General features: G+C 43.0%; 15 protein-coding genes and 1 pseudogene. 5 read left to right on the top strand and 11 right to left on the bottom strand.

Annotated elements, in window-relative coordinates:
- Positions 1-37 precede the first annotated feature (37 nt).
- From AAFM34_RS15540 to AAFM34_RS15515, 6 genes are all read right to left on the bottom strand, one after another.
- On the bottom strand, positions 38-988 hold the full coding sequence (locus tag AAFM34_RS15540; protein ID WP_341664350.1) for a hypothetical protein: 951 nt from the start codon (positions 986-988) through the stop codon (positions 38-40).
- Positions 989-1,376: 388 nt separating this feature from the next.
- On the bottom strand, positions 1,377-6,143 hold the full coding sequence (locus AAFM34_RS15535; RefSeq protein WP_341664348.1) for an OmpA family protein: 4,767 nt from the start codon (positions 6,141-6,143) through the stop codon (positions 1,377-1,379).
- The gene (locus AAFM34_RS15530) at positions 6,140-7,279 is read right to left on the bottom strand and encodes a Tricorn protease domain-containing protein (RefSeq protein WP_341664346.1); all 1,140 of its coding nucleotides are present in this window, start codon (positions 7,277-7,279) and stop codon (positions 6,140-6,142) included. The genes AAFM34_RS15535 and AAFM34_RS15530 overlap by 4 nt, the downstream gene beginning before the upstream one ends.
- Positions 7,280-7,350: 71 nt before the next feature.
- Positions 7,351-7,755, bottom strand: coding sequence for a hypothetical protein (locus AAFM34_RS15525; protein ID WP_341664344.1), 405 nt, complete (start codon positions 7,753-7,755; stop codon positions 7,351-7,353).
- Positions 7,752-8,894, bottom strand: coding sequence for a Tricorn protease domain-containing protein (locus tag AAFM34_RS15520; RefSeq protein WP_341664342.1), 1,143 nt, complete (start codon positions 8,892-8,894; stop codon positions 7,752-7,754). Before AAFM34_RS15520 ends, AAFM34_RS15525 begins: the two co-directional genes overlap by 4 nt.
- 68 nt (positions 8,895-8,962) lie before the next feature.
- Complete coding sequence (locus AAFM34_RS15515) at positions 8,963-10,711, bottom strand: hypothetical protein (RefSeq protein ID WP_341664340.1); 1,749 nt, start codon at positions 10,709-10,711, stop codon at positions 8,963-8,965.
- An 849-nt stretch (positions 10,712-11,560) separates the two neighbouring features.
- Here AAFM34_RS15515 and AAFM34_RS15510 point away from each other — a divergent pair.
- The 3 genes and pseudogenes from AAFM34_RS15510 (at position 11,561) to AAFM34_RS21015 (ending at position 14,622) form a co-directional block, all read left to right on the top strand.
- Entirely contained in the window at positions 11,561-12,526 is a 966-nt protein-coding gene (locus tag AAFM34_RS15510) for a peptidoglycan DD-metalloendopeptidase family protein (RefSeq protein WP_341664338.1), read from the top strand.
- A 290-nt stretch (positions 12,527-12,816) separates the two neighbouring features.
- Positions 12,817-14,469: pseudogene (locus AAFM34_RS15505) on the top strand (immunoglobulin-like domain-containing protein); the annotation flags it as partial.
- Complete coding sequence (locus AAFM34_RS21015; RefSeq protein ID WP_371833281.1) at positions 14,446-14,622, top strand: carbohydrate-binding protein; 177 nt, start codon at positions 14,446-14,448, stop codon at positions 14,620-14,622. The pseudogene AAFM34_RS15505 and the gene AAFM34_RS21015, both read left to right, overlap by 24 nt.
- Positions 14,623-14,777: 155 nt before the next feature.
- On the opposite strand, the gene AAFM34_RS15500 is transcribed toward AAFM34_RS21015, so the two are convergent.
- Positions 14,778-15,131, bottom strand: a complete 354-nt coding sequence (locus AAFM34_RS15500) for a hypothetical protein (protein ID WP_341664334.1) — start codon at positions 15,129-15,131, stop codon at positions 14,778-14,780.
- Positions 15,132-15,640: 509 nt separating this feature from the next.
- On the bottom strand, positions 15,641-15,991 hold the full coding sequence (locus AAFM34_RS15495; protein WP_341664332.1) for a hypothetical protein: 351 nt from the start codon (positions 15,989-15,991) through the stop codon (positions 15,641-15,643).
- A 497-nt stretch (positions 15,992-16,488) separates the two neighbouring features.
- On the opposite strand from AAFM34_RS15495, the gene AAFM34_RS15490 reads away from it, so the two are divergent.
- Positions 16,489-16,635, top strand: coding sequence for a hypothetical protein (locus AAFM34_RS15490; protein WP_341664330.1), 147 nt, complete (start codon positions 16,489-16,491; stop codon positions 16,633-16,635).
- An 8-nt stretch (positions 16,636-16,643) separates the two neighbouring features.
- Here AAFM34_RS15490 and AAFM34_RS15485 read toward each other — a convergent pair whose 3' ends face one another.
- The gene (locus AAFM34_RS15485; RefSeq protein WP_341664328.1) at positions 16,644-17,639 is read right to left on the bottom strand and encodes a sigma 54-interacting transcriptional regulator; all 996 of its coding nucleotides are present in this window, start codon (positions 17,637-17,639) and stop codon (positions 16,644-16,646) included.
- Positions 17,640-17,868: 229 nt separating this feature from the next.
- Between AAFM34_RS15485 and AAFM34_RS15480 the strand changes: the two genes are divergently transcribed.
- Positions 17,869-19,389 carry an aldehyde dehydrogenase family protein gene (locus AAFM34_RS15480; protein WP_341664326.1) on the top strand — a complete coding sequence of 507 codons (1,521 nt, stop codon included), beginning with the start codon at positions 17,869-17,871 and terminating at the stop codon, positions 19,387-19,389.
- A 28-nt stretch (positions 19,390-19,417) separates the two neighbouring features.
- Here the strand turns inward: AAFM34_RS15480 and AAFM34_RS15475 are convergent, their stop codons facing one another.
- Complete coding sequence (locus tag AAFM34_RS15475) at positions 19,418-20,248, bottom strand: DUF6279 family lipoprotein (RefSeq protein ID WP_341664324.1); 831 nt, start codon at positions 20,246-20,248, stop codon at positions 19,418-19,420.
- An 80-nt stretch (positions 20,249-20,328) separates the two neighbouring features.
- Positions 20,329-21,552, bottom strand: coding sequence for an L-2-hydroxyglutarate oxidase (gene lhgO / locus AAFM34_RS15470; protein ID WP_341664322.1), 1,224 nt, complete (start codon positions 21,550-21,552; stop codon positions 20,329-20,331).
- Positions 21,553-21,770 lie beyond the last annotated feature (218 nt).

Here is a 21,770-nt window from a genome sequence, read left to right as displayed (position 1 = left end):
ACAATACCGAATTTAAAAGGAAATGATTAGATGGGGTTTACCGCCAGCTTACGTAACAATCAAGTAGCTTCTCTTTGGATATGGCTGGATTATTATCCATTTCCGAATAGAGTTCAGTGACCGCGTGCATCAGATCAATCTCATGTTCGCTCAGCGCGCTGTTATGCTCTGAAATCGTAACCACACCACTCTTATCAAGCATATCTGATACCTGTTTTAAGCTGTTTTGCTGGGCAACCGAACTAGGAAAATGATGCAAGGAATGCTGATACATAGCGACATCAAAAGAGGTACCATCCGTTAGAGGGTTTTTGGCTTTTTCTCCCGATACCGAACCTGTGTTTATGTCTGTACCATTGTAATAAATCGTTTTAACGGGTTCGTTTTTCCCTGCATCGGGAAGCGCTACAGATCGACTGTTTTGATCCCAAGATGTCTCCGTTTGAACTTCTAGAACATAAGGTTCAACAGGCTTGCCCGTTAAGTCACCTAAGTGCTTAGCTACAAAGTGAGTCAGCTTACCGTCATTACCACCAATATCGACAATTCTAAGCGACGTCTTGCCACTACCAAGATTAGGGTTTGCTGCGATGATCATCTTGGCGATATCCATGCCTTTATTACTCAGGTGTTGATTTGGATCGCCACCTGAGGATACTCGTGACTCATTCGGAATCCTTAAATACCAGTCATGAATGCAGTCAATAAATTTTTTATTTGGTATATCGCCCTTATGATTAGAGCAAATTTTCTCTAGTCGCGTCATTAAATCGGCCTTATCGGCTTGGTGAATCGCCCCGAACTCGTTATCTGAGTGGTAAGTCATCGCATACATGAAGTCCTTATTCCGGCCTATATTAGTGACATGCTGTTTTAACAGGTCGCCGATAAAAGTAGGGCTTCTTGTCTCAATTTTGGTTGAAGAGGCGTCAACAGATGATTGAGCGTGAGCAGACGGGTGTGCAGTATTTAAATTTACAGTATTCATATCCAAACCATGTGGGGTAAACGGGATATACAGAAGAGCATCTATCAAAATTAATTTCTATTGCAAAACGGCTTAACTATATAAATTTCATAAGGATTCCTAAAAGAGCACAGCCACGAAAATACACGAAGTAGCCTGAGAAAAAGTAGCATGGCTTATCACGGTATTATTCTGCTCCAGATTAAGAAACTCATTTCTTTTCAACAAATTCCAAGTTATTAATATATTGATATAAAAGGTTTTTTGGTCATAAAGTGAGGAGTTAAACCAATAGAGAAGAAACCGCTTAAAGAATATTAATCATATGAATCATATGGTTAATAAAGTCAACGAACCTAGAATGGGATTAGAAAAAAGGGGGCCGAAGCCCCTGAGATATGTTGCATTGTTAGTTTGGATTATCGAGCGATTTTTCCAGTGGATAAGGCGCTAGTACTTTAGTTGGCTGGTTCTCAATCCAATCTTTGAGCCATTTTTTTCGTTTGGCTTTGTCGTACTTCTTCCATGTTTCAGCTGCCGATTTATCAACACCTTCCTCTGATGACTCCTTTTCAACTAGCCAAGGCATATCCTCAAAGTAGTTACCAGCCAAGACTGCATCGCTACGTAAGGAAGGAATAGATATCACCAAATCTCGGTTTGTATCATAGTCTTCACAACCTGCTAATCCTACCTGTTTAAGGTGCGCTACCGACAGCTCCAGATTGTATTTTCCACCAATCACTTTACCAAAAGGTCTGAGGCCTTTGAGGTTAACCCCCGTTGGGGAGACATAGCCAAGCTCAAAGCGCATACAGTACACCGCATACTCCTTAGCGCGAGATAGGTCATTGTCTGTCTTGAGGTTTTTCACCGCTTGGTCCAAAAATCCTCGCATTAGGCTCATATCGCTGAGTGTATCGGCGCGCTCTGCCTCATTAAAGGCCCAATGACCAGCATCCCGTTTAAACTCACCAACATGATGCATTTGGGTATAATAAATTGGCCCTTTAACCATATCGCCTTCATTACCATCTAACCCTAACTGCATACACATATTGACCGATTGCCAATCCAGTTTTGGAATGTCTTTGGCTACTTTTTCACCCAATAGCAGCATATAAATGGCGGCGGGGTCCTGTTTACCACGATTTCCCCAACTAAACCCGTCACGATGGATATTATCAGCCGCATCATACCATTTACGTGGATTAAAAAAGTTCAATCCCGAGGCTTTGGTCTCAATCGCCACTACCTGCTGATCAATCCCACTTAGCACAGGGATGGTGTTTTTATTGCCTTCTTCGCTGCGCAGGGTAAAGCTCTCGATTAAGACGTCTTTTTCACGCAATTGTAAATAGTGCTCACCCACACTGGTGTTGAGCAGCACTGATTTGGTCTCGGTTAACGCGCCGACATGAAGTTCATCTTCATCACGGCTCTCTTGACCTTCGACAAACTCAATCGGGAGATGAAACCCACTCTTGCCATCTTTTTGCCTGATTGCTAGAGAGTAACGCATATTTCTAAAACCACCGGACTCAACATAACGGGTAAAAGAATCGGTTTGACCATAGTTATAATTGGCGTTGTAGCCACGAGCATCAGCAGAAGCTGCCATACCAATTAGCGTATCGGTTAAGAGCAATCTCGCTTTTGAGGTAATGGGTTTTAACCCGTCGATCATCACTTCACCAAAGCGATACGAAGGAATATGTTCGATGGCAATCAGTGTGCCATCATCATCCAACCCCTGCTTGGCATAATAGGCTTTGATGTCACCATTTAGGTCATGCTTAAACTCACTGACCTTCATCGGTAGCATCCAATCGCTAAACGCTGGGCCTTGGATATTGTACCCATCCACTCTGTCACAACCAATTGTCACCATGCGCGGCGAGTCATACTGTTTTTTCAGTATTATCTGCACTTTGACTTTATCATATGGGCCAACATATTCGTTGTCAGCTTGACGAATCCAATCTTGGTAAGCCAACCACTTGGGTTTATCTTGTGGGGTTTTACGCGCCGATTGAATCAAGACCCGGCAGAAACCAATCGCTTCTTGTTTAAGCTCATACACCTGCGGGTTAAACGACTTAGCAAAGTTATCAAACATCGACTCTTGCGGATGATCGTAAAGCAAGGTTTGTACAGGAAACACGCGGTTAAAGGCGCCTGTTGCTTCGGGCACGGTTTGCTTGGGGATATAACTGTAAGGATAATAACCTGCTGCCGACTCTCTTCGCCTTGGCAGTGGCGCATACATGCTGCCTTCGGGCATATTCTTTTCTATGTCCGCGTAGTATTCATCATCACAGCGGTTTTTCCAGTCCGCGGCTAAGGTCGTGCCTTTAATGGTGTTTACAGACCAGTGATCACTGAGTATGTATTGCTCAATGTACTGCTTGACTTTGTATCGCTCGACCAAGTGTTTAAAATTGCCATCTGAGCGATGTTTGGCCCGCATACCTAAATCTGCTAGTAATAAGATCAAACCGTTCATGGCGAGCGCTCTAAGCTGGTAACGCTTGAGCAACTCTTTTTGCGCCTCTTCGCTGTCTAAAAAGTCGACGAGGTCTTTATAGCTGTGGAAAGTTTGCTCTAGTTTTGTATTGGTATCACGAAGCTCCGCCAACAGCTCAATATGAATCTTAGATAAGCGCTCTAACTCACGCACCAGATCATGCTTTTGGTTGAGTTCGGTTAAAAAAGAGTCCAGAAAGGCATTATCAATACATTTAACCGCCGAAATAAGCGCTTTACTGCTCTCCTTGGCAAGCAATACCCCGCGTGCGACTGGAGCAATCACCGGAATATACGACGCCACATCGACAATGCCTTCGAAAATGGCCATTCGCAGCTCCACTTCGGCTTTGTCTTCATTGGTCATGGTTGTTTCAAGGGCTAAACGCGAGCGCTCCATGGCCTGCGAGCCATAACGACTGGGGTGAAACAATACATCCAGCGACGGCAAATACATTCGTATTTCCACTCGGCGGTTTTGACGCAGATTGGGGTTATTACGATCGACACTTTCGCCCTTTTTCGGTATGTAGAGGGGTTTACTTTCACCAAATACCGCCAAAGAAATCTTGTCTTTAAATACCTCTGAACATTCGAGTAGCAATTGCTTGGCGTAGTTAGCCCGCTCCGCTGCGACCTTCATATTGATTTCTTCGGTATCCACCTGACAGGCATGGCCTTCAATTTCGACTCGTAAGTTGGTTTCGCTTTTTAGCACCTCAGCCAGCGCAGTGGCTAACTGGCGAAAGACCGGTTCGTTCTGCTCAAGCTCACTCTCACGTGAATTAAAGCTAAACTCAATTTTAATCCCTGCACCGCGCTCGTTATTGACCATGGTCGCGGTGATCTCATCGCCCGCGTCGGCTCTGGCTTTTTCTAGCGCCTGTTCAATACCTTGTTGCTGACTTTCTCGGCTGGTGTTCCAAACCGGAATTTTGTCCAGATAGTCATAAGCAACGTCACCTATGCCCTGTTTGGCTTTTTGCGCTTTTTTGGCCATTTCCAAAACGGCTTTACCTTTGGTATACAGATCGATGCCGCTACTGATGGTGCCTACCCCAGTTAACCCCAGCGTTGCTCCGCCGCTAAACCAAGCTTGCGCCACGCGCCCTGCCACAACCCTATGATGACCAAGCCTGGCTTCCATGGCCGTCGATACGGCGGTGGCGAGCGCGGTTTGGCGATCAAACACCTTAGCGGTAAACAGAGCTTTCCAGCCAAGATTCGCCAGCGTTGGGTTATGCAAATTCTTCAATTGCTGATATGCGTCTGCCGTGCTGTATAGTCCATAATACAGCTCACCTGCCGCTTTCATTGCCTCCGGCATATCCGATTTCACCGCATCCCAATACAGTTTGGAAATATTGTTAAATACCGCTTGTCTGCCGTCTGTGTTTAGGGTTTGTTGCAAACTGCCACTCATTAGACCTGCACCAAGCTGCGCTGAGGCGTCGCGAATGTTTTTCAGTAGTACTAAGCTTCTGGCCGCTGGGGTGGTGGCCGCGTTACCTTCAGGGTTGCCGGTCAGGTAGTGCTTCATCTCGCTAAAGTACTGCGGGTATTGGTACATCAGTGACTCTTCGAGCGAAATCATATCACCGCTGACAACAGCAAACTGGCCCAATGGCGTTTGTGGCGAAAAAGTGATTTTTTCACGCAGTTCATACTGGTAACCCGTGTTTAATCCAAACCGTTTTTCTTCTATTTGAGCACCTTTTATAAAATCAGGTATTTCTTCCATCAGGTTAGGATTGAATTCGACCCGAATACTGTATAGACCTTGTTCAAACTCAGCCGGATCAAGATGAAATAACGCACATGGGTATTGCTTGGCATCCTCTTGTTCTATATTTTTCGGTAACACGGCTTGAACGTCTAGTTCACCTAGTTTTTTATACTTGCCAACCTCAATCCCATCTTCTTCAGTAACGACAAATTTATGCAAGCTAACCATAGCACCTGCATACCCTTTGTCTGAAAACACCACAGCGCAGCTGGCCACCACAGGTAAAACAAAGCCTTGAATCGGCTTTTTAGCCTCGCTGACCTTTTGATGCCAGTTATTATAGGTTTGCTGATCTGGCGTTAACTGGCCGCTGGCGTCGGCTTTATAAGGGGGCGCTAGTTGAGCAGGGCTAATGTCCGTTAGAGTCAGTTCAGCTTGGCTATTTTCCAGCTTGCCACTAAGCTGAGCAATTTTATCACTGAGTTCTTTTTCGCTTAAATCGGCCAATGACGCCATCAGTGGCAAGGGCGGAAAGCGAAAGGTGTATTTTTGGATGTGACTTTTATCACCTTGAGAAAGGGCAATGCTCGATCCAAGGGTATGAACTGGGGATTCTGGCTTTAGCGCCTCAAACACGCCGCCTTCAGTGGGCTGACCACTGTTGAGTTTGCTCAGAGTATAATCCTGCCCAGCAGCCCAAAGCTGGGGGTTATCGCTGTCGGTAATATTGATCAATGGCACCCGAGCCAAAGGGCGCACATTGGTAATCTCTTGGTTATCGATTAAGCTCGTTTCTGTATGCCATGTTGGGTAAGTGATTTCTTCGTCTTCCCCGTTTTGGCTTCTAGTCGCGGGGAAATACACACCAAATAGATAGTACTCGGCTGGTATTGGAATGGCTTTATTTTCTCGAGAAGTACTCATAATGCCTCCCCCTTAACAAAGTCGCCATTATTGGCAAAGGCATTATAAAGTGATGAGCCCTGTGCTAGATGGCCCGTACCGATCTGTTTCCACACCTTATATTGCTCTAGTTGTTGCTGGTTATTTAACTCAAAAAGAAAAACTCGCGCTGCTCCACCACTGCGGGCGTAATTACCATTTTTGCTAATTAGTGCCAGCATTTCGAATTTGCCAACCACGCTCCCATCTTTTATCTCTGATTGAAACGTTTTATTCTCCACATCAATTAAATAACGTAGGTTAGCTGTTTCGGCCCATACATAACGCCCAGTAGGGCTAATCCCACGCTTTCGAAAACGAGCGTCTTCTACGCTGCTGGTTTCATCTGGAACCACACCATACAACCTTTTACCGGTGGCTTCATCGTATACACCAACACCTAAGTCAGAGGCGATAATGCGTTTACCATTATAGATTGTTGAATATTCATTAAACTTGGTCTCCACTTGCTGCTTTTCACCGCTGCTTAGGGTGTATTTCCAGTCTTTAAATTTATCCACATAGTAGAGGTAGCTGCTGTCTTCGGCCCATAAAAACTCGGGGTAACCGCGCGAGCGACCAAGCTCGATATACTCACCGGTTTTAAGATCTTTAATTACCTTAAACATGCCTTCTTCGGCGGAATAGGCCAGCGCCAAATAACGATTATTGGGCGACATACGCACCAATCGAACTTTACCGTTAAATTCATCGGCCACCAAACGAAGGTCGGTGCCATCGGTTTTAATGCTCCACACTTTATCTCGTTGCTCATACAAGTCATCAGAAGAGTATGTTCCATTATCCCAGTAAAACACCACACGCGGTAAATCGTACGAGTCTTTATTATTGAGATCTTCTCGCGGCCATTCTTTGGCTTTAAACACAAAATGGCGCGGCTTACCTGTGTCTTTATCGTAAATCAGATAGTTATGCTCTGTGATGTACACGCGGCCATCTTCCCATTGCTGGGCATTTTTTGCCGCAATCTTCTCTTCAACCGTAAGCGGTTTTTGCTCCTTGACCACTTCGGCCTGCTTGCTAGGCTCTGTATCTTGACCATTGCACCCTGCCAGCAAAGCCAACGCAAGCAAGGTTAAGATTGAATGCTTTTTCATAGTCTTCTCTTTATTGTTTTTCACGCACGCAGCTCGCTGCCCACGCATTGTTAATGACGCGAAAATACGGATTAACTCCAAGTTAAAGGCGCAAATGCAAAGGCATATTGCTTGGTGTGACTTTTATCATCGTGAGAAAGGGCAATTTCAGATCCAAGGGTATGAATCGGGGATTCGGGTTTTAGTGCTTCAAATACCCCAGTGTCGGTTGGCTGACCACTATTGAGTTTGCTCAGAGTAAAATCCTGCCCAGCAGCCCAAAGCTGAGGCTTATCGCTGTCGGTAATATTGATCAATGGCACCCGAGCCAAGGGGCGCACATTGGTAATCTCTTGATTATCGATTAAGCTCGTTTCTGCATGCCATGTGGGGTAAGTTTGTTTACCTTGATCATTTTCTGTTGCTGGGAAGTACACGCCAAATAAGTAATACTCGGCTGACATCGGAATCGCTTTGTCCTGTTGGGAAGTACTCATAATGCCTCCCCCTTAACAAAGTCGCCATTATTGGCAAACGCATTGTAAAGTGATGAGCCTTGAGCTAAGTGACCTGTACCTATCTGATTCCAAATTACATAATCTTGGATGTGTTTTTTATCACTCAACTTTGTCAAGAGTACTTGAGCAGCTCCGGCTGTGCGGGAGTACTTTGCATCTTTACTTAAAATATGTAACCCCTCTAAATCTCCCGATTGGTTTTCTTTTACCTTCTCAGATTCAACCGTACGATTGAAAACATCTATAACATGGCGGTTATTACTGTTTTCTACCCAAACGTAATGTCCTGTTGGGCTAATACCTTTTTTACGAAACTCTTTTTCATCTAAGTCGCCACCTTTTTCTTCTGGGAATACTGAGTATAACCATTTACCTGTTTTCTCATCATACACCCCGACAGCGTAGTCAAGTACAGCCACACGCTTGCCATTATAGATGGTTGAATATTCATTAAAATTGGTCTCAACTTGCTGCTTTTCTCCGCTGCTTAGGGTGTATTTCCAGTCTTTAAATTTATCCACATAGTAGAGGTAGCTGCTGTCTTCGGCCCATAAAAACTCGGGGTAACCGCGCGAGCGACCAAGCTCGATATACTCACCGGTTTTAAGATCTTTAATTACCTTAAACATGCCTTCTTCGGCGGAATAGGCCAGCGCCAAATAACGATTATTGGGCGACATACGCACCAATCGAACTTTACCGTTAAATTCATCGGCCACCAAACGAAGGTCGGTGCCATCGGTTTTAATGCTCCACACTTTATCTCGTTGCTCATACAAGTCATCAGAAGAGTATGTTCCATTATCCCAGTAAAACACCACACGCGGTAAATCGTACGAGTCTTTATTATTGAGATCTTCTCGCGGCCATTCTTTGGCTTTAAACACAAAATGGCGCGGCTTACCTGTGTCTTTATCGTAAATCAGATAGTTATGCTCTGTGATGTACACGCGGCCATCTTCCCATTGCTGGGCATTTTTTGCCGCAATCTTCTCTTCAACCGTAAGCGGTTTTTGCTCCTTGACCACTTCGGCCTGCTTGCTAGGCTCTGTATCTTGACCATTGCACCCTGCCAGCAAAGCCAACGCAAGCAAGGTTAAGATTGAATGCTTTTTCATAGTCTTCTCTTTATTGTTTTTCACGCACGCAGCTCGCTGCCCACGTATATTCATTGACAAGTCCGCACTTACTGGGGTTTGTAGGCCAACAAGTCACTCAATTTTTTATCGCTAAAAATAACGGTTTGATTGTCACGTTGATGACGGCTGTGGCCGAGATAACCTCTCACCAAGTCAACATTTTTCACCTCAGCAGGCCAGCCGGAAAACTGAATATATCGAACCGCTTGTTCATTACGCGCGCAGTCTCTTAGATAGGTACGCTGACACCAATCCCCTTCCGTCTCTCGCAGCTCAAAATAATCGTCCGACTCATCCAACGTAGGATGACTAGGATAGGCAAAGGTTAATGCGCTCACTGGTCCATTGATATACACGCCAGCGATATTTTTTTCTAGCTGGCTGGCGATCACAGCATACTCAAGTGCTTGATCTTGTGAAATATCGGGTAACGCTAACGCGCGCGTGACGCCTTGCGCAGTTTTAAAGCTCTGGGCATTAGAATAGTGATCCCAATCGGTTATTTCTGTTGCTTGACTTGGGTCTGATTCCAATGCGGAGAGTTGCTGATTACTGAGCTGGCTGGCGCTGTAATAAACAAAAACACTTTGCACCTCACCCAAGATTTTATAGGGCAGCCAAATATGTGGCATAGGCCTACCCGTTGCCTCGCGAAGTTTTGAATTCGCGCCTTTAAAGGGACTGAGTTTTGTTGCAACTGTCACCACCACTTGAGGGTCATAGTCTGTCATAACAACGTCAACTTCTTCTTCAATGAGGTTAAATACCCGAGCTTCCCCAACATCATTTAACATCCCCTCACATACCACTTTTCCATTTTGAACAATCTGATAAGGCTCATAGGAATATGGGCTGCCTGTTTCTGGAGCGGTGATGCAAATATCGGCGTGACGTTTTGGTGTAGTGCTTTGTGGTTCTGCTGCGCGATAGTATTCAATATTAATATCGGCAAAGTAGCCTTTGTCAGTGATTTCCAACTCACGCCACACTTTTTGCTGCCACAACACATAAATGTAACCAGACATATGTCTTGCCGCAGCCTGCTCAGACTTTTCTGCATTGTTAAAATACATTGGCACTACAGGGACTAAAACGTTGTCCCACTCTGGCATCTCTTGCTTTTCGTCCACTGGCATTACGTTTTCTGCCAACAGGAGATTCATCGGCTGAGTTTGGTTTGACAGTGGAATGGACAAATACAGGTTTTTCGCTTCATCTTCCAAGCCTTTAAACGTGACAAGACCACGGTGTTTAGCTTTAACATCTGGCTTTGGATAGCTGACTTTTTCTTTCTGAGCCTCTGTTTTCGTCAGCAGCAAACTAGCCGAATTTCTCGGCCATTGGCCAGCAAACTCGACGACGATTTTTTTGTCTGGTGCCGGCTCAACTGGGGTATAAACCAGATTTCGTGCCAAGGGTACGTCGTCAGTGACCATGGCATAATTGGCTTTTACCACTTTCTTTTCTGGCTGAGCGGAAAGTTTATCCATGCGCGCCTTTAACGCAGGGTATGCCTGAAGCTGGGTTTCTGAAAGTGGACTACGACGAGCAAAAGATGACACAGCAACCCAATCAGCGCGAACAAGACGCTGTTTAATGGCGGCATGTAAACGGTGGATGTCTTTCTTCGCCGACTGAGGAAGACTCTCAGACAGAGGCTTGGGAAGCTGTCCGACCACGTCTTGAAGATTGCGCGTACGCGAAAGTTGCCCGATGCATTCATCTGGCGACAGGATATAGTCTAACACGTCCCTAGAAAGTGTATTTCCCGGAACAAATTTGCAAATTAATTGCATTTTAGTTCTCCACAACCATTAATGTTTTTTGATTGCGGTAACAAGTTACCCCAAAGGGGTTAATTACGATTTGGCGATAGCCATTGTACGTATAATTGAGATATTTGCAACCTAATCAAGCTAACATAATTACCACTAAGATCTGAAAAATATATCGTACAGCAAGATAAAAAAAGACGCGATGAAATATCGCGTCAAAGTATCAACTACATTTTCAGATACTAAAAACAGATAGTCATAACCACCTGTGCAGGATAGCACCCTCGGGTGCAGCGCTACTATACAAACTGGTGCCAACAATGCAACGTGGCGAAATTTATGCTTCAAACTTCACTTTGACAGGTATATTTCACTGTCTTACTAGGTAATTGATCTTGTTGGCAAGTAAACAGCACGTTTTAATATTAATTTCGCTCATTAATCAATGTAGACACAACGAAAATATCAATAAAATTTGGTGGCTTAGTTCAAATATTTGTATGTAAACGTAGACAAAGTTGACATTTAACGTAGGCGCCCTAACCTGGTGCTTAACAGTGAGGCTGCAATATTCACTTCATTATCACTTTTAAACTGACACGACAATATATACTTTATATATACATTCATTGGACTTTTACCACAAAAAAACAACTTTCGTATATAGTTATATTTACTATAAGAAAATGCCTTTCCACTAAAGAATTATTCATTTTGAAAAACAACAGCACTCAGTAATTAGATATTTGCTCGGCAAACCAACCAAAACTCTCTTATCTAGACCATCTTGTTTATATGCTACGCCTAAATTTTCGCTAGATTTCCCTATTTAAAGCTCTATGATTGACGAAAAATTAAAAAAGCATTCTCATGTATTCAACGTCTATTCAGCATAAAAGCTATAAAGATTCTTTGTCTTTTTGGCACTTGGCGCTTATTCCTTTGGCATTATGTGCCATCATCGAAGTCATACCATTTGGTGAAAACGATACCGATCATTTCGAATCTAAAGAAGTGGTACTAGAAACCATTCACCCCCCCAAGCAAGCTTTACCTCCTTTACCTGCGACGGTAAAACCTGACATTTTTAGCGGCTCTGTTGAGTATTCTTTCTATGGTTCAGCACTAGCGTCTGGCGCCTCACCAGATACCATAGGTTATTTAACTTCTTTGGCATCCGGTAAGTTCGATTTTATTCAGTCAGTTTCTCGCTCAGGTAAGTTTGCGTTTAAGATCGATGATCAAAATCAGTTAGAGGCTTTTTTGTATCGAGACAATAAGAATATGTTTTATGTCTACAGCGATGATAAAGGCGCTCTGTTTAGCTCTGATGGCGAACACTTTTATAAAGACAAACTGCTGCTTTCCCCCGTGTCGCGTCGGTTTAGAGTAAGCTCACAGTTTAACCCTACTCGTCGACATCCTATTACCCATAAAGTCACCTCTCATATGGGCACGGATTACGCCGTCCCTATCGGCACGCCAGTAGTCAGTATTTCTTCTGGACGTGTGGTGGTTTCTCGCTACCATCCATTAGCAGGTAACTACGTTGTCATCCTCCACCCAGATGGTTTAAGAACTCGCTACCTTCATTTATCCAAACGTTTTGTTCAGCGAGGAGACGATGTGATTCAAGGACAAAAAATAGGGACTAGCGGTAATACAGGACGCACTACTGGTGCACATCTGCATTTTGAGCTTTGGAAAGATGGTCGGCCGATCGATTTTGAGAAAAAGCGGACCTTCGCAGAAAAAGTAGCCGTAGAACAGATATCCGCCCAAACTGCCGACGCCAAATTGGCATTAAAGCGACTAGCACTCCAGATCGCTGAATAACCTCTGCCAAGCCCCATAAATTCATATAAAGAAGCAAGAATGAACTTTTTGCTCATTCTTGCCTCTTTATATAATTGAGTACGCAAAATACATATTCACAAATCAACTCAAAAATGGCGTTTAAATTTATTAAATATATATATTTAAGCATATAATTTGCATTTGTATCAAATTACTTGGAGCAGTCCCAAGTATTCTGTCATTAAATTTTACTCTCCACTCAAGATTATGTAGCGTCAATCCGAGCACTTAATTAGCTTTGAAAAATAAGCATATTGGAGGTTAAAGGAATGAACAGAAAAACAGCTTTAGCATTAAGTATTCTATCTGCACTTTCATTAGGCAGTGGTCAAGCCGTCGCTGGTAATGGGCAACAGCTGGTTGATCAAGATGGCAATGTGTTGGTTGGCTATTGGCATAACTGGTGTGATGGTGGTGGTTACCAAGGGGGAAATGCTCCTTGCGTAGAACTTAGCGAAGTTGACCCACAATATAATGTCGTCAACGTTTCTTTCATGAAAGTCCATGAAGGAGCAACAAGCCATATTCCAACTTTTCAACTAGACCCAAGCATTGGTATGTCTGAGGCAGAGTTCAAAGATCAGATAGCGAACCTCAATGAACAAGGTCGAAGTGTTCTGATTGCACTCGGCGGTGCCGACGCGCATATTGAACTTCGTAATGGAGATGAGCAGGCACTTGCTGATGAAATTATTCGCCTAGTGGATACCTATGGTTTTGATGGCTTAGATATTGACTTGGAGCAAGCTGCGATTACCGCAGCGGATAATGCGACTGTGATACCTGCTGCCCTCATTATAGTGAAAGATCACTATAGGGCTCAGGGGCAAAACTTTATGATTACCATGGCACCAGAGTTCCCATACTTGCGGTCAGGTGGGGCTTATACACCGTATCTGTCGGCTCTTGAAGGCTATTACGATTTTATCAATCCACAGTTTTATAACCAAGGTGGGGATGGTGTTTGGGTCGATGAAATAAACACTTGGGTTCCGCAAAATTATAAAGACCAAGACGTATTCATCTATTACATTGCCGATAGTATTATTAATGGCACTCGTGGCTATACTAAAATCCCACATGAAAAACTGGTATTTGGCGTTCCGGCTAACCCAGATGCAGCAGCCAGTGGCTTCGTGACTGACCCTAATGATATGTATAAGTCTTTAGATAGCCTAAAAGACCAAGGACAGCCATTGCGCGGTATTATGACTTGGTCGGTCAACTGGGATATGGGAGCCAATAGCAGCGGTCAGCAATACAATGAGCAGTTTGTCAAAGACTATGGTCCTTATGTTCATGGTCAAACACCTCCTCCAACTGATGGCAAGCCTTCTATTAGTGGTATTAGTGATGACCGTACACCATTTGGTAGTAGCTACGACAAAATGGAAGGCGTCTCTGCTTATGACTCCGAAGATGGAGATTTAACGGGAGATGTTGTCGTTAGTGGCGAAGTGAATACTAACAGAGTCGGTGCCTACCCTCTCACCTACTCGGTGACTGATTCAGACAGCAACACGACTGAAGAGATCAGGCAAGTTACCGTCTATAACACAGCGCCAGTGATAAACGGCGTAAACAATGAAACCATCTTGGTCAACTCAGACTTTGATCCTATGGAAGGCGTAAGCGCTACCGATGCTGAAGATGGTGATATTAGTAATTCTGATATTCAGGTTTCCGGACAAGTAAACACAGCGGTGGTTGGCCAATACACCCTCACTTATCAAGTCACCGATGCGGCAGGTGAGACCACAACCAATGAACGTGTCATCACCGTTACTGATGAAGAAACAGGAAGTGGGACTTGGGATCCAGAAGCCATTTATAATACCGGAGATCAAGTGTCATATAATGGCGTAAATTACACAGCCCAGTGGTGGACACAAGGTGATATACCGGGAACTAACGCTGTTTGGCAAGCTGAAGATGATGGCCAAATACACGAATGGAGCTCAACACAGACCTACAATACCGATGATCTTGTGACTTATCATGGACAAACCTATCGTGCTAAATGGTGGTCACAAAACAATATACCTACTGATGGTGATCCTTGGACACTAAACTAACCAAGGCTTAGGTTCTATTGCGCCTATATTTAGCGAAAGAACTTAAATAAATCGCACTAAAAAGAAGCGAGACTTTACGGGGAATAAAGTCATCGCTTCTTTTGAAGATTAATTTACATTTAAGTTAGAAAACAACTTCAGAACTCGGAATCAAATTACTCTGGTAACTCGAACGAAATCTTGTTGACGATAGTGACTTCACTTTGATGGTAACCGTACTGTTGTAGGTGTGGTTTAAGGTCAATACTGAACTCTTGAACCCAAGGGACCATCATACAATCAATAAGCCTATCTTTAATAGCAACTTGAACACTATTATCTGAGCTCGTCTTTAACTCTACTTCCATTGGAGCTGCACAAGCAAAGTTGGCTTGAGAAGTCAGTATCCCGTCACTACTAATGCTAACACCACCATAGAGAAGCTCATTTGGGCTATATCTATCCTCTGCTAGTGCGCTATTAGACGCAAATAAAGTCAGAGCTAACGTTGATAAAATTACTTTTTTCATTTTATTATACTACCTATAATTATGTTGATTTAAAAGCCATCAGGCACACTCAAACTATTTAACTAGGCAGTCGATTACAACCGTAAATACTTAAGGAGTTGACATTTCCTCCAAAAATAAACATCACTAAAAATGGATATGACATTAAATATGTTAATCATTTAAAAAGTCTTATAAATTCTATACAATAAAACCATGATTTATTTTAATGCATTCCATTTATAATAAAACAATATCTAAGTTTTCAATAAAAATATAACCACAGAATAATAAATAATTTTAATAATTAGTTTTATAATGTATTTATAGTAATTTTTGACTTATCCTGGAAGGATCTATCGTACTAAATGGTGGTCACAGGAAATGTGCCTACTGATGGTGCTCCTTGGACGCTAACCCAGTCTAGTAGCTGAAATAGAAGAAGCGAGATTTTACGGGGAATAAAATCATCGCCTCTTTGATTAATTACTTCTCATTAAAATGGGAGAGGATGCTTCAAAAACAGAACACTACTCTTGTTCAAAAGTAATTTTGTTTACGACGCTTAGCTCACTTTGGTGATAACCATACTGTTGAAGTAGTGGTTTAAGGTCGATGCTAAACTCTTGAACCCAAGGGATCATGCGGCAGTCAATAAGCGTATCTTTAATCGCTAATTGAACACTATTATCAGTGCTCATAGTGAACTCGACATCTGTTGGTGCGGCACAGGCAAAGCTAGCTTTAGAAGTCAATACACCATCGGCACTAATACTAACACCACCATAAAGAAGCTCATTTGGGCTATATCTATCTTCTGCAAGTGCGCTATTTGACGCAAATAATGTTAAAGCTAACGTTGATAATATTAATTTTTTCATACTACTACCTATAATTATGTTGTTTAAAAAGCCATCAGGCATATTCAAAGTATTTAATTAGGCAATGCATTACAACCGTAAATAATTAAGGAGTTGACATTTCATCCAAAAATAACCTCCACTAAAAACACAATTAACATTAAATAAATTAATTGTTTTTAAACAATAACTTAGGGTATTTTTATTAATCAAGGATTATATTTGTTAAAATAAATTGAATTTGTAATGAACCAACCTCTAATTTTTAAATGAAAAGTATAAATAGTGAAGAATAAATAGTTTTACTAAATAAATTTATAATGTACTAATGTTAGTTTTGACTAATAATATCGATAATTATTCCTTATATTTATTAATATTATTATTAAAAGAAATGAAAATGGACTAGGCTTTGATTATGGGAGCAGCTATCGACTCGCCATACCAAATTAGTCCAAACAGTAAACTAAAGGTAATAGGTAGCTTCCAACATAAAATGACGATTAGAGGGATAGGATATGATGACAAACAAGTACTTTGCGTTAGTCACCCACCCCAAGAAAGACAAAAGTACAGATACACCAATGGCATCAAAACGCGAAGAAAAACGTCAAGCTCTAGTAAAAGAAGCACAGCAAGGAGGGGGCTTTCAAACGTCATCTTGATAGTGAAGTCACAACACCTTCTGAGCTTTTAATCTGCGATATACCGTATTACGGCTCACTCCTAATTCACGGGCCACCTTGCTGATATTCCCTCTGTTGGCAATATATACATCCTCGATAGCTTTATTCAGGGTCGACTTTAAATCTGTATCCAGAAGCTGTCTATCATTCGCTTGGCTAAAACGTCGTCTCCACTGCAAAGGCAAGTGCTGGAAATCAACAACATCCGTTCCCTCTGCCATGACTGTCACAACTTTGATGAGATTATCCAATTCACGTATGTTCCCTGGCCACGAATAACTCATTAGGCACTTAATTAAGTCTAATGAGATTGTCTGAGAGTGATCACGGTAGTTTTCATGAATAGACCTAATTAATGCGGCTTTATCTTTGCGTTTTCTTAATGCAGGAAGTACCACAGTCAAGCCATTAAGGCGGTAATACAAATCTTGTCGAAAGCTCCCTTTGGCTATCAAGTGTTCTAAGTCTTGGTGCGTGGCCGAGATGACTTCTACATCGATACTGTAAGAGCGGGTTGAGCCTAAAGGTGTCACGAGCTTATCCTGCAATACCGATAGAAGGCGGCACTGTGCCTGCAGAGACATATCACCAATTTCATCAAGAAAGAGAATCCCTTTATCGGCTTGCCTAATTCGTCCACAGAAACCTTTGGGGTTTGCCCCCGTAAATGAACCCGGTGCATAGCCAAATAGTTCTGCTTCAATCAAGTCATTGGGTAACGCAGCGCAATTAACCGTCACCAAAGGTTTGTGACAACGGTGACTATGTTGATGAAGCGCTTTAACAAACTCCCCTTTGCCTACCCCAGTCTCTCCCAGCACCAGTAAATGAATACCAGAGCAAACAACTTTTAACGCATGCAGCCAAGCCAGTTCAACGTCTGGATCCCCATAATGAAGGCCAAGGGAGGAATTTAGAAGATATTGATCTTTGGCTTGTGGTGAAGCTAACCAAGAATCCATCTGCAATAGTTTTTGTTCCATAACTGTTCCATATCTGAACACATTACCTGTACCAAAGTGGCACAGGTAACAATGAGGTCATCCTTGTTTTCTCTCAGGTTTTTCTTTACCTAGGCGCCTGAGAGCCCAGCTACTCTAGCGTCACACGAGATTGACAACAAGCTTGTAACATTTGGCCTGTGATTTGCGTTGTGTTGCATCGCAAATAATGAGTTCAAACTCCATTTGAATAATAAATAAGGACATTTTTATGATTTATCCACAACCCAATAACGCTGATTCTGTTGTTAAATTCAAAACCCACTATGATAACTTTATCGGTGGCGAATGGGTTAAGCCCCAGTCTGGAGAATACTTTGACAATATCTCCCCTGTTAATGGCCAAGCATATTGTCAAGTAGCCCGTTCAAATGAGGTCGATGTTGAATTAGCACTGGATGCAGCTCACAAGGCTAAAGCGCCTTGGGCAACTACCAGCGTTAGTGAACGTGCTAATTTGTTACTTAAGATTGCTGATCGAATAGAAAGCAACCTAGAAATGCTTGCTATCGCTGAAACATGGGAAAATGGCAAACCCATTCGCGAAACGTTAGCAGCGGACCTACCATTGGTTGTTGACCATTTTCGCTACTTTGCGGGATGTATCCGTGCTCAAGAAGGCAGCGCAGCTGAACTTGACGTCAATACCGCAAGCTACCACTTTCCAGAGCCCGTTGGCGTAGTAGGACAAATTATTCCATGGAATTTCCCTATGCTGATGGCTGCGTGGAAACTTGCTCCTGCTCTAGCCGCTGGTTGCTGCGTGGTTCTTAAACCCGCTGAACAGACTCCAACGTCGATTCTGGTCTTAATGGAAGTGATAGGCGATCTTATTCCCGCAGGTGTCATCAATATCGTTAATGGGTATGGAAGAGAAGCAGGCCAAGCACTGGCAACCAGTCATCGAATCGCTAAACTCGCCTTTACTGGTTCAACTGATGTCGGGCAGCACATCCTAAAATGTGCAGCAGACAGCTTGATCCCTTCAACCGTGGAACTCGGTGGTAAATCACCCAATATCTATTTCCCTGATATCTTTGACCATGAGGATGAATATCTAGAAAAGTGTATTGAGGGAACATTGCTGGCCTTCTTCAACCAAGGCGAAGTATGTACTTGCCCTTCCCGAGTGTTAGTGCATGAGTCTATATACGACCGTTTTGTTGAAAAAGTGGCGCAGCGGGCAAAGAGCATAGTTCAAGGTAATCCTCTAGATACTAACACCCAAGTTGGCGCTCAAGCTTCCCAAGAGCAATTCGACAAAATATTAAGTTATCTGGATATTGGTCGACAGGAAGGAGCAGAGGTTGTGTTTGGCGGTGAAATTGCTCAACAATCAGGCGATATTGGCTCTGGCTACTACATCCAGCCTACTTTACTTGCTGGCCACAACAAAATGCGCGTTTTCCAAGAAGAGATCTTTGGTCCGGTAATCGCCATCACCAAATTTAAAGATGAAGAAGATGCCTTATCGATTGCTAACGATACTGAATATGGACTTGGTGCAGGTGTGTGGACTCGTGATTCCAACCTTGCCTATCGTATGGGCAGAAAAATTGAGGCTGGTCGTATCTGGATCAACTGTTACCACGCCTATCCTGCACACGCGGCATTTGGCGGATATAAAAAGTCAGGTATTGGCCGAGAAACTCACAAGATGATGCTTGATCATTATCAGAACACCAAAAATCTGCTGGTGAGTTATGATGTCAATCCCATGGGCTTTTTCTAAACTCTTCTAAGCGCCTGCGGGCGCTTTTTTAGTTATGGATTTCAAACGCGATATCTCGCCAATCCTTTAACTCTTCACGATAATGAGCCATCTGCTTTTGTGATACTGCATTGATGATTTTCACCAAATATTGATGAGCGGTAGCCCTATTATGAGCGATTTTCTGTTGCAGCTCTTCGCTGTAGAAACTGGTTGGATTAAACATCAACTGCTCAAAATGAGGATCAAAATAAGTATCGTCTAAGCGGTTACTTAGTAACTGGTTTATCTCGATACGCATTTTAGTCTGGTGGTCTATCCAATCATAGGAGGTGACATAAAGCTCAGAGGTCCAGTTTGCTATCCATTGTTTTTGCTCTGAGGTCAGTGGACCTAGCCAGTCTTGCAAGTTATTGGTGAGCCTCTCTTGGTAGTTTTCTCGAATTTCCGACTCTGACAATTTTTGATACTTACGTTTATAGCGAGTATGACGGACTCGAATACTGTCCATGAGTTCCTCAACTTGCTGATCGGAAAGCTGTTTAGCCAAGACAGAAACATCAGGGGCAATGTGGTGCAATAGTCTTTGTGTATGTGCCTGAAGTTTAGCTTCTTGCTGCTGTACATCAACCACAGTGAGTTTTTTTGGATCAAGCTCAATCAGTTGATTTAAATGTTGAATATAGCTTGGAAGCTCTTGCTGTTTATGCCATTTCGTCAAGCTGTCGAGTTGATCGCTGATCAAGGTTTCTTGCTCAGTGGTTAACTCGACGAAGTCATCAAGATATTCTATCACTAACCAGTCGAGATTATTGTAAACAAACTTGGTACCACAACCTGTAAGAAGTAAGCTCAGTACAACTAATCCCCACTTTTTCATCGTCTAACCCTCGCCCTACGTGATAGGTATTATAGCCGCCTCTTTGCCGCTATTAATGTCCTCATTCACATACGAGCAAATTAAGTGCCAGGCTCAAACTTCTCAGCCACTTTTTGGCAGATATAGTCTCCAATAGGGATTGAGGAGGTCGCTGCTGGGCTGGGCGCATTGCACACATGTAAGCTGCGGATGCTCTCAGCAAACAGAAAATCGTGCACTAAGGTGCCATCTTCTAGCACTGCCTGAGCACGAACTCCTGCTGGATATGGTTTTAAATCCTTAAGTGTTAACGAGGGGCAGTATTTTTGAACTTGTCGAAGATAAGCGGGCTTCCACCAAGAGTTATAGAGTTCGACTAAGCCAGTTTTATAGTGTTTAAGTGACACTTGCCAAAAGCCCTTGTACCTGAGCATTTGCATCGTATCCCGCACACTAAAGTTCACTCTAGAATAACCTTCTCGCTTCCATCCTTGAACCGCATTAGGACCAACAGTAACACTGCCGTCAATCATCTTGGTCAAGTGAACGCCTAAGAAGGGTAAGTCTGGATCAGGCACCGGATAGATAAGGTGATTCACAATCTGGTTATGCTTTGCATTCAATTGATAGTATTCGCCGCGATAAGGAATGATCTGAAAATTGGTTTTTATACCCAACATGGTTGTCAATCTGTCGGCCATTAGGCCACTGCAAGAGATCAAATACCGAGTATTGAGTTGCATGCTCTGGCCTTTGCGCAGGCAAGTCAGCTGGATTTCATGCTCAAACTCCTGCCCAGCCACCACTTCCGTCAATAAACTGATTTCCCCCCCTAAGTCGGTAAAATCTTTGACCATGGCACAAGTCACCTCAGTATAATCAACAATGCTGGTTTGCTTGACACGGAGGGCACCAAGGCCTGTGATATTAGGCTCTGCGAGTTTAAGTTGGTCTTGGTCAAGCTGATCAACATCAATGCTATTTTGTTGGCAACGTTCAAAAAGCGCCTGCATTCTTTCAAGCTCGATCTGGGAGGTCGCGACAATCAACTTGCCGCAATTTTCGACTGGGATATTGTGTCTATGGCAAAAAGCGAGTGTATCGTTCACGCCTTGCTTACAAAACTTTGCCTTGAGGCTATTTGGTGGATAGTAAACCCCTGCATGTATAACACCACTATTGTGACCCGTCTGATGCTGTGCGAAATCTTGCTCTTTCTCTAACAGCAAAATACGTTTTTTAGGGTATTTTTTCTTGAGTTGCCACGCTGTTGATGCACCAATAATACCACCACCAACAATAATGTAATCATGCATGATATCCATTTCCCACTACCACTATCATGGTATTTATTGTATGGGGAAACCGTATTCAATTCGTGTATCGAGAGCACACTCAGTGCAAGGTTTTAGAATGATCTGAAGTTAAATGAGGGAATTGTGATTTAAAGCATTACAAACAAACGACAACAACAAAAAAGAGGAGCCTAAGCTCTAATGCCGATCAGTTAAACATTAATCGGCAGATCAATTGAATGATCCCA

The organism is Vibrio sp., from assembly GCF_038138445.1.
Classification (GTDB): Bacteria; Pseudomonadota; Gammaproteobacteria; order Enterobacterales; family Vibrionaceae; genus Vibrio.
The sequence above is the reverse complement of the archived record's forward strand: the minus strand, read 5'-3'. Positions and strand labels throughout refer to the sequence as shown.

Excerpts from the sequence above, each read along its gene's own strand:
- AAFM34_RS15540 (WP_341664350.1), bottom strand. The coding sequence starts at position 988 with ATGAATACTGTAAATTTAAATACTGCACACCCGTCTGCTCACGCTCAA.
- AAFM34_RS15485 (WP_341664328.1), bottom strand. The coding sequence starts at position 17,639 with ATGGAACAAAAACTATTGCAGATGGATTCTTGGTTAGCTTCACCACAA.
- lhgO (WP_341664322.1), bottom strand. The coding sequence starts at position 21,552 with ATGGATATCATGCATGATTACATTATTGTTGGTGGTGGTATTATTGGT.
- AAFM34_RS15475 (WP_341664324.1), bottom strand. The coding sequence starts at position 20,248 with ATGAAAAAGTGGGGATTAGTTGTACTGAGCTTACTTCTTACAGGTTGT.
- AAFM34_RS15525 (WP_341664344.1), bottom strand. The coding sequence starts at position 7,755 with ATGAGTACTTCCCAACAGGACAAAGCGATTCCGATGTCAGCCGAGTAT.
- AAFM34_RS15510 (WP_341664338.1), top strand. The coding sequence starts at position 11,561 with ATGTATTCAACGTCTATTCAGCATAAAAGCTATAAAGATTCTTTGTCT.
- AAFM34_RS15500 (WP_341664334.1), bottom strand. The coding sequence starts at position 15,131 with ATGAAAAAAGTAATTTTATCAACGTTAGCTCTGACTTTATTTGCGTCT.
- AAFM34_RS15515 (WP_341664340.1), bottom strand. The coding sequence starts at position 10,711 with ATGCAATTAATTTGCAAATTTGTTCCGGGAAATACACTTTCTAGGGAC.
- AAFM34_RS15535 (WP_341664348.1), bottom strand. The coding sequence starts at position 6,143 with ATGAGTACTTCTCGAGAAAATAAAGCCATTCCAATACCAGCCGAGTAC.
- AAFM34_RS15520 (WP_341664342.1), bottom strand. The coding sequence starts at position 8,894 with ATGAAAAAGCATTCAATCTTAACCTTGCTTGCGTTGGCTTTGCTGGCA.
- AAFM34_RS15490 (WP_341664330.1), top strand. The coding sequence starts at position 16,489 with ATGATGACAAACAAGTACTTTGCGTTAGTCACCCACCCCAAGAAAGAC.
- AAFM34_RS15495 (WP_341664332.1), bottom strand. The coding sequence starts at position 15,991 with ATGAAAAAATTAATATTATCAACGTTAGCTTTAACATTATTTGCGTCA.
- AAFM34_RS15480 (WP_341664326.1), top strand. The coding sequence starts at position 17,869 with ATGATTTATCCACAACCCAATAACGCTGATTCTGTTGTTAAATTCAAA.
- AAFM34_RS15530 (WP_341664346.1), bottom strand. The coding sequence starts at position 7,279 with ATGAAAAAGCATTCAATCTTAACCTTGCTTGCGTTGGCTTTGCTGGCA.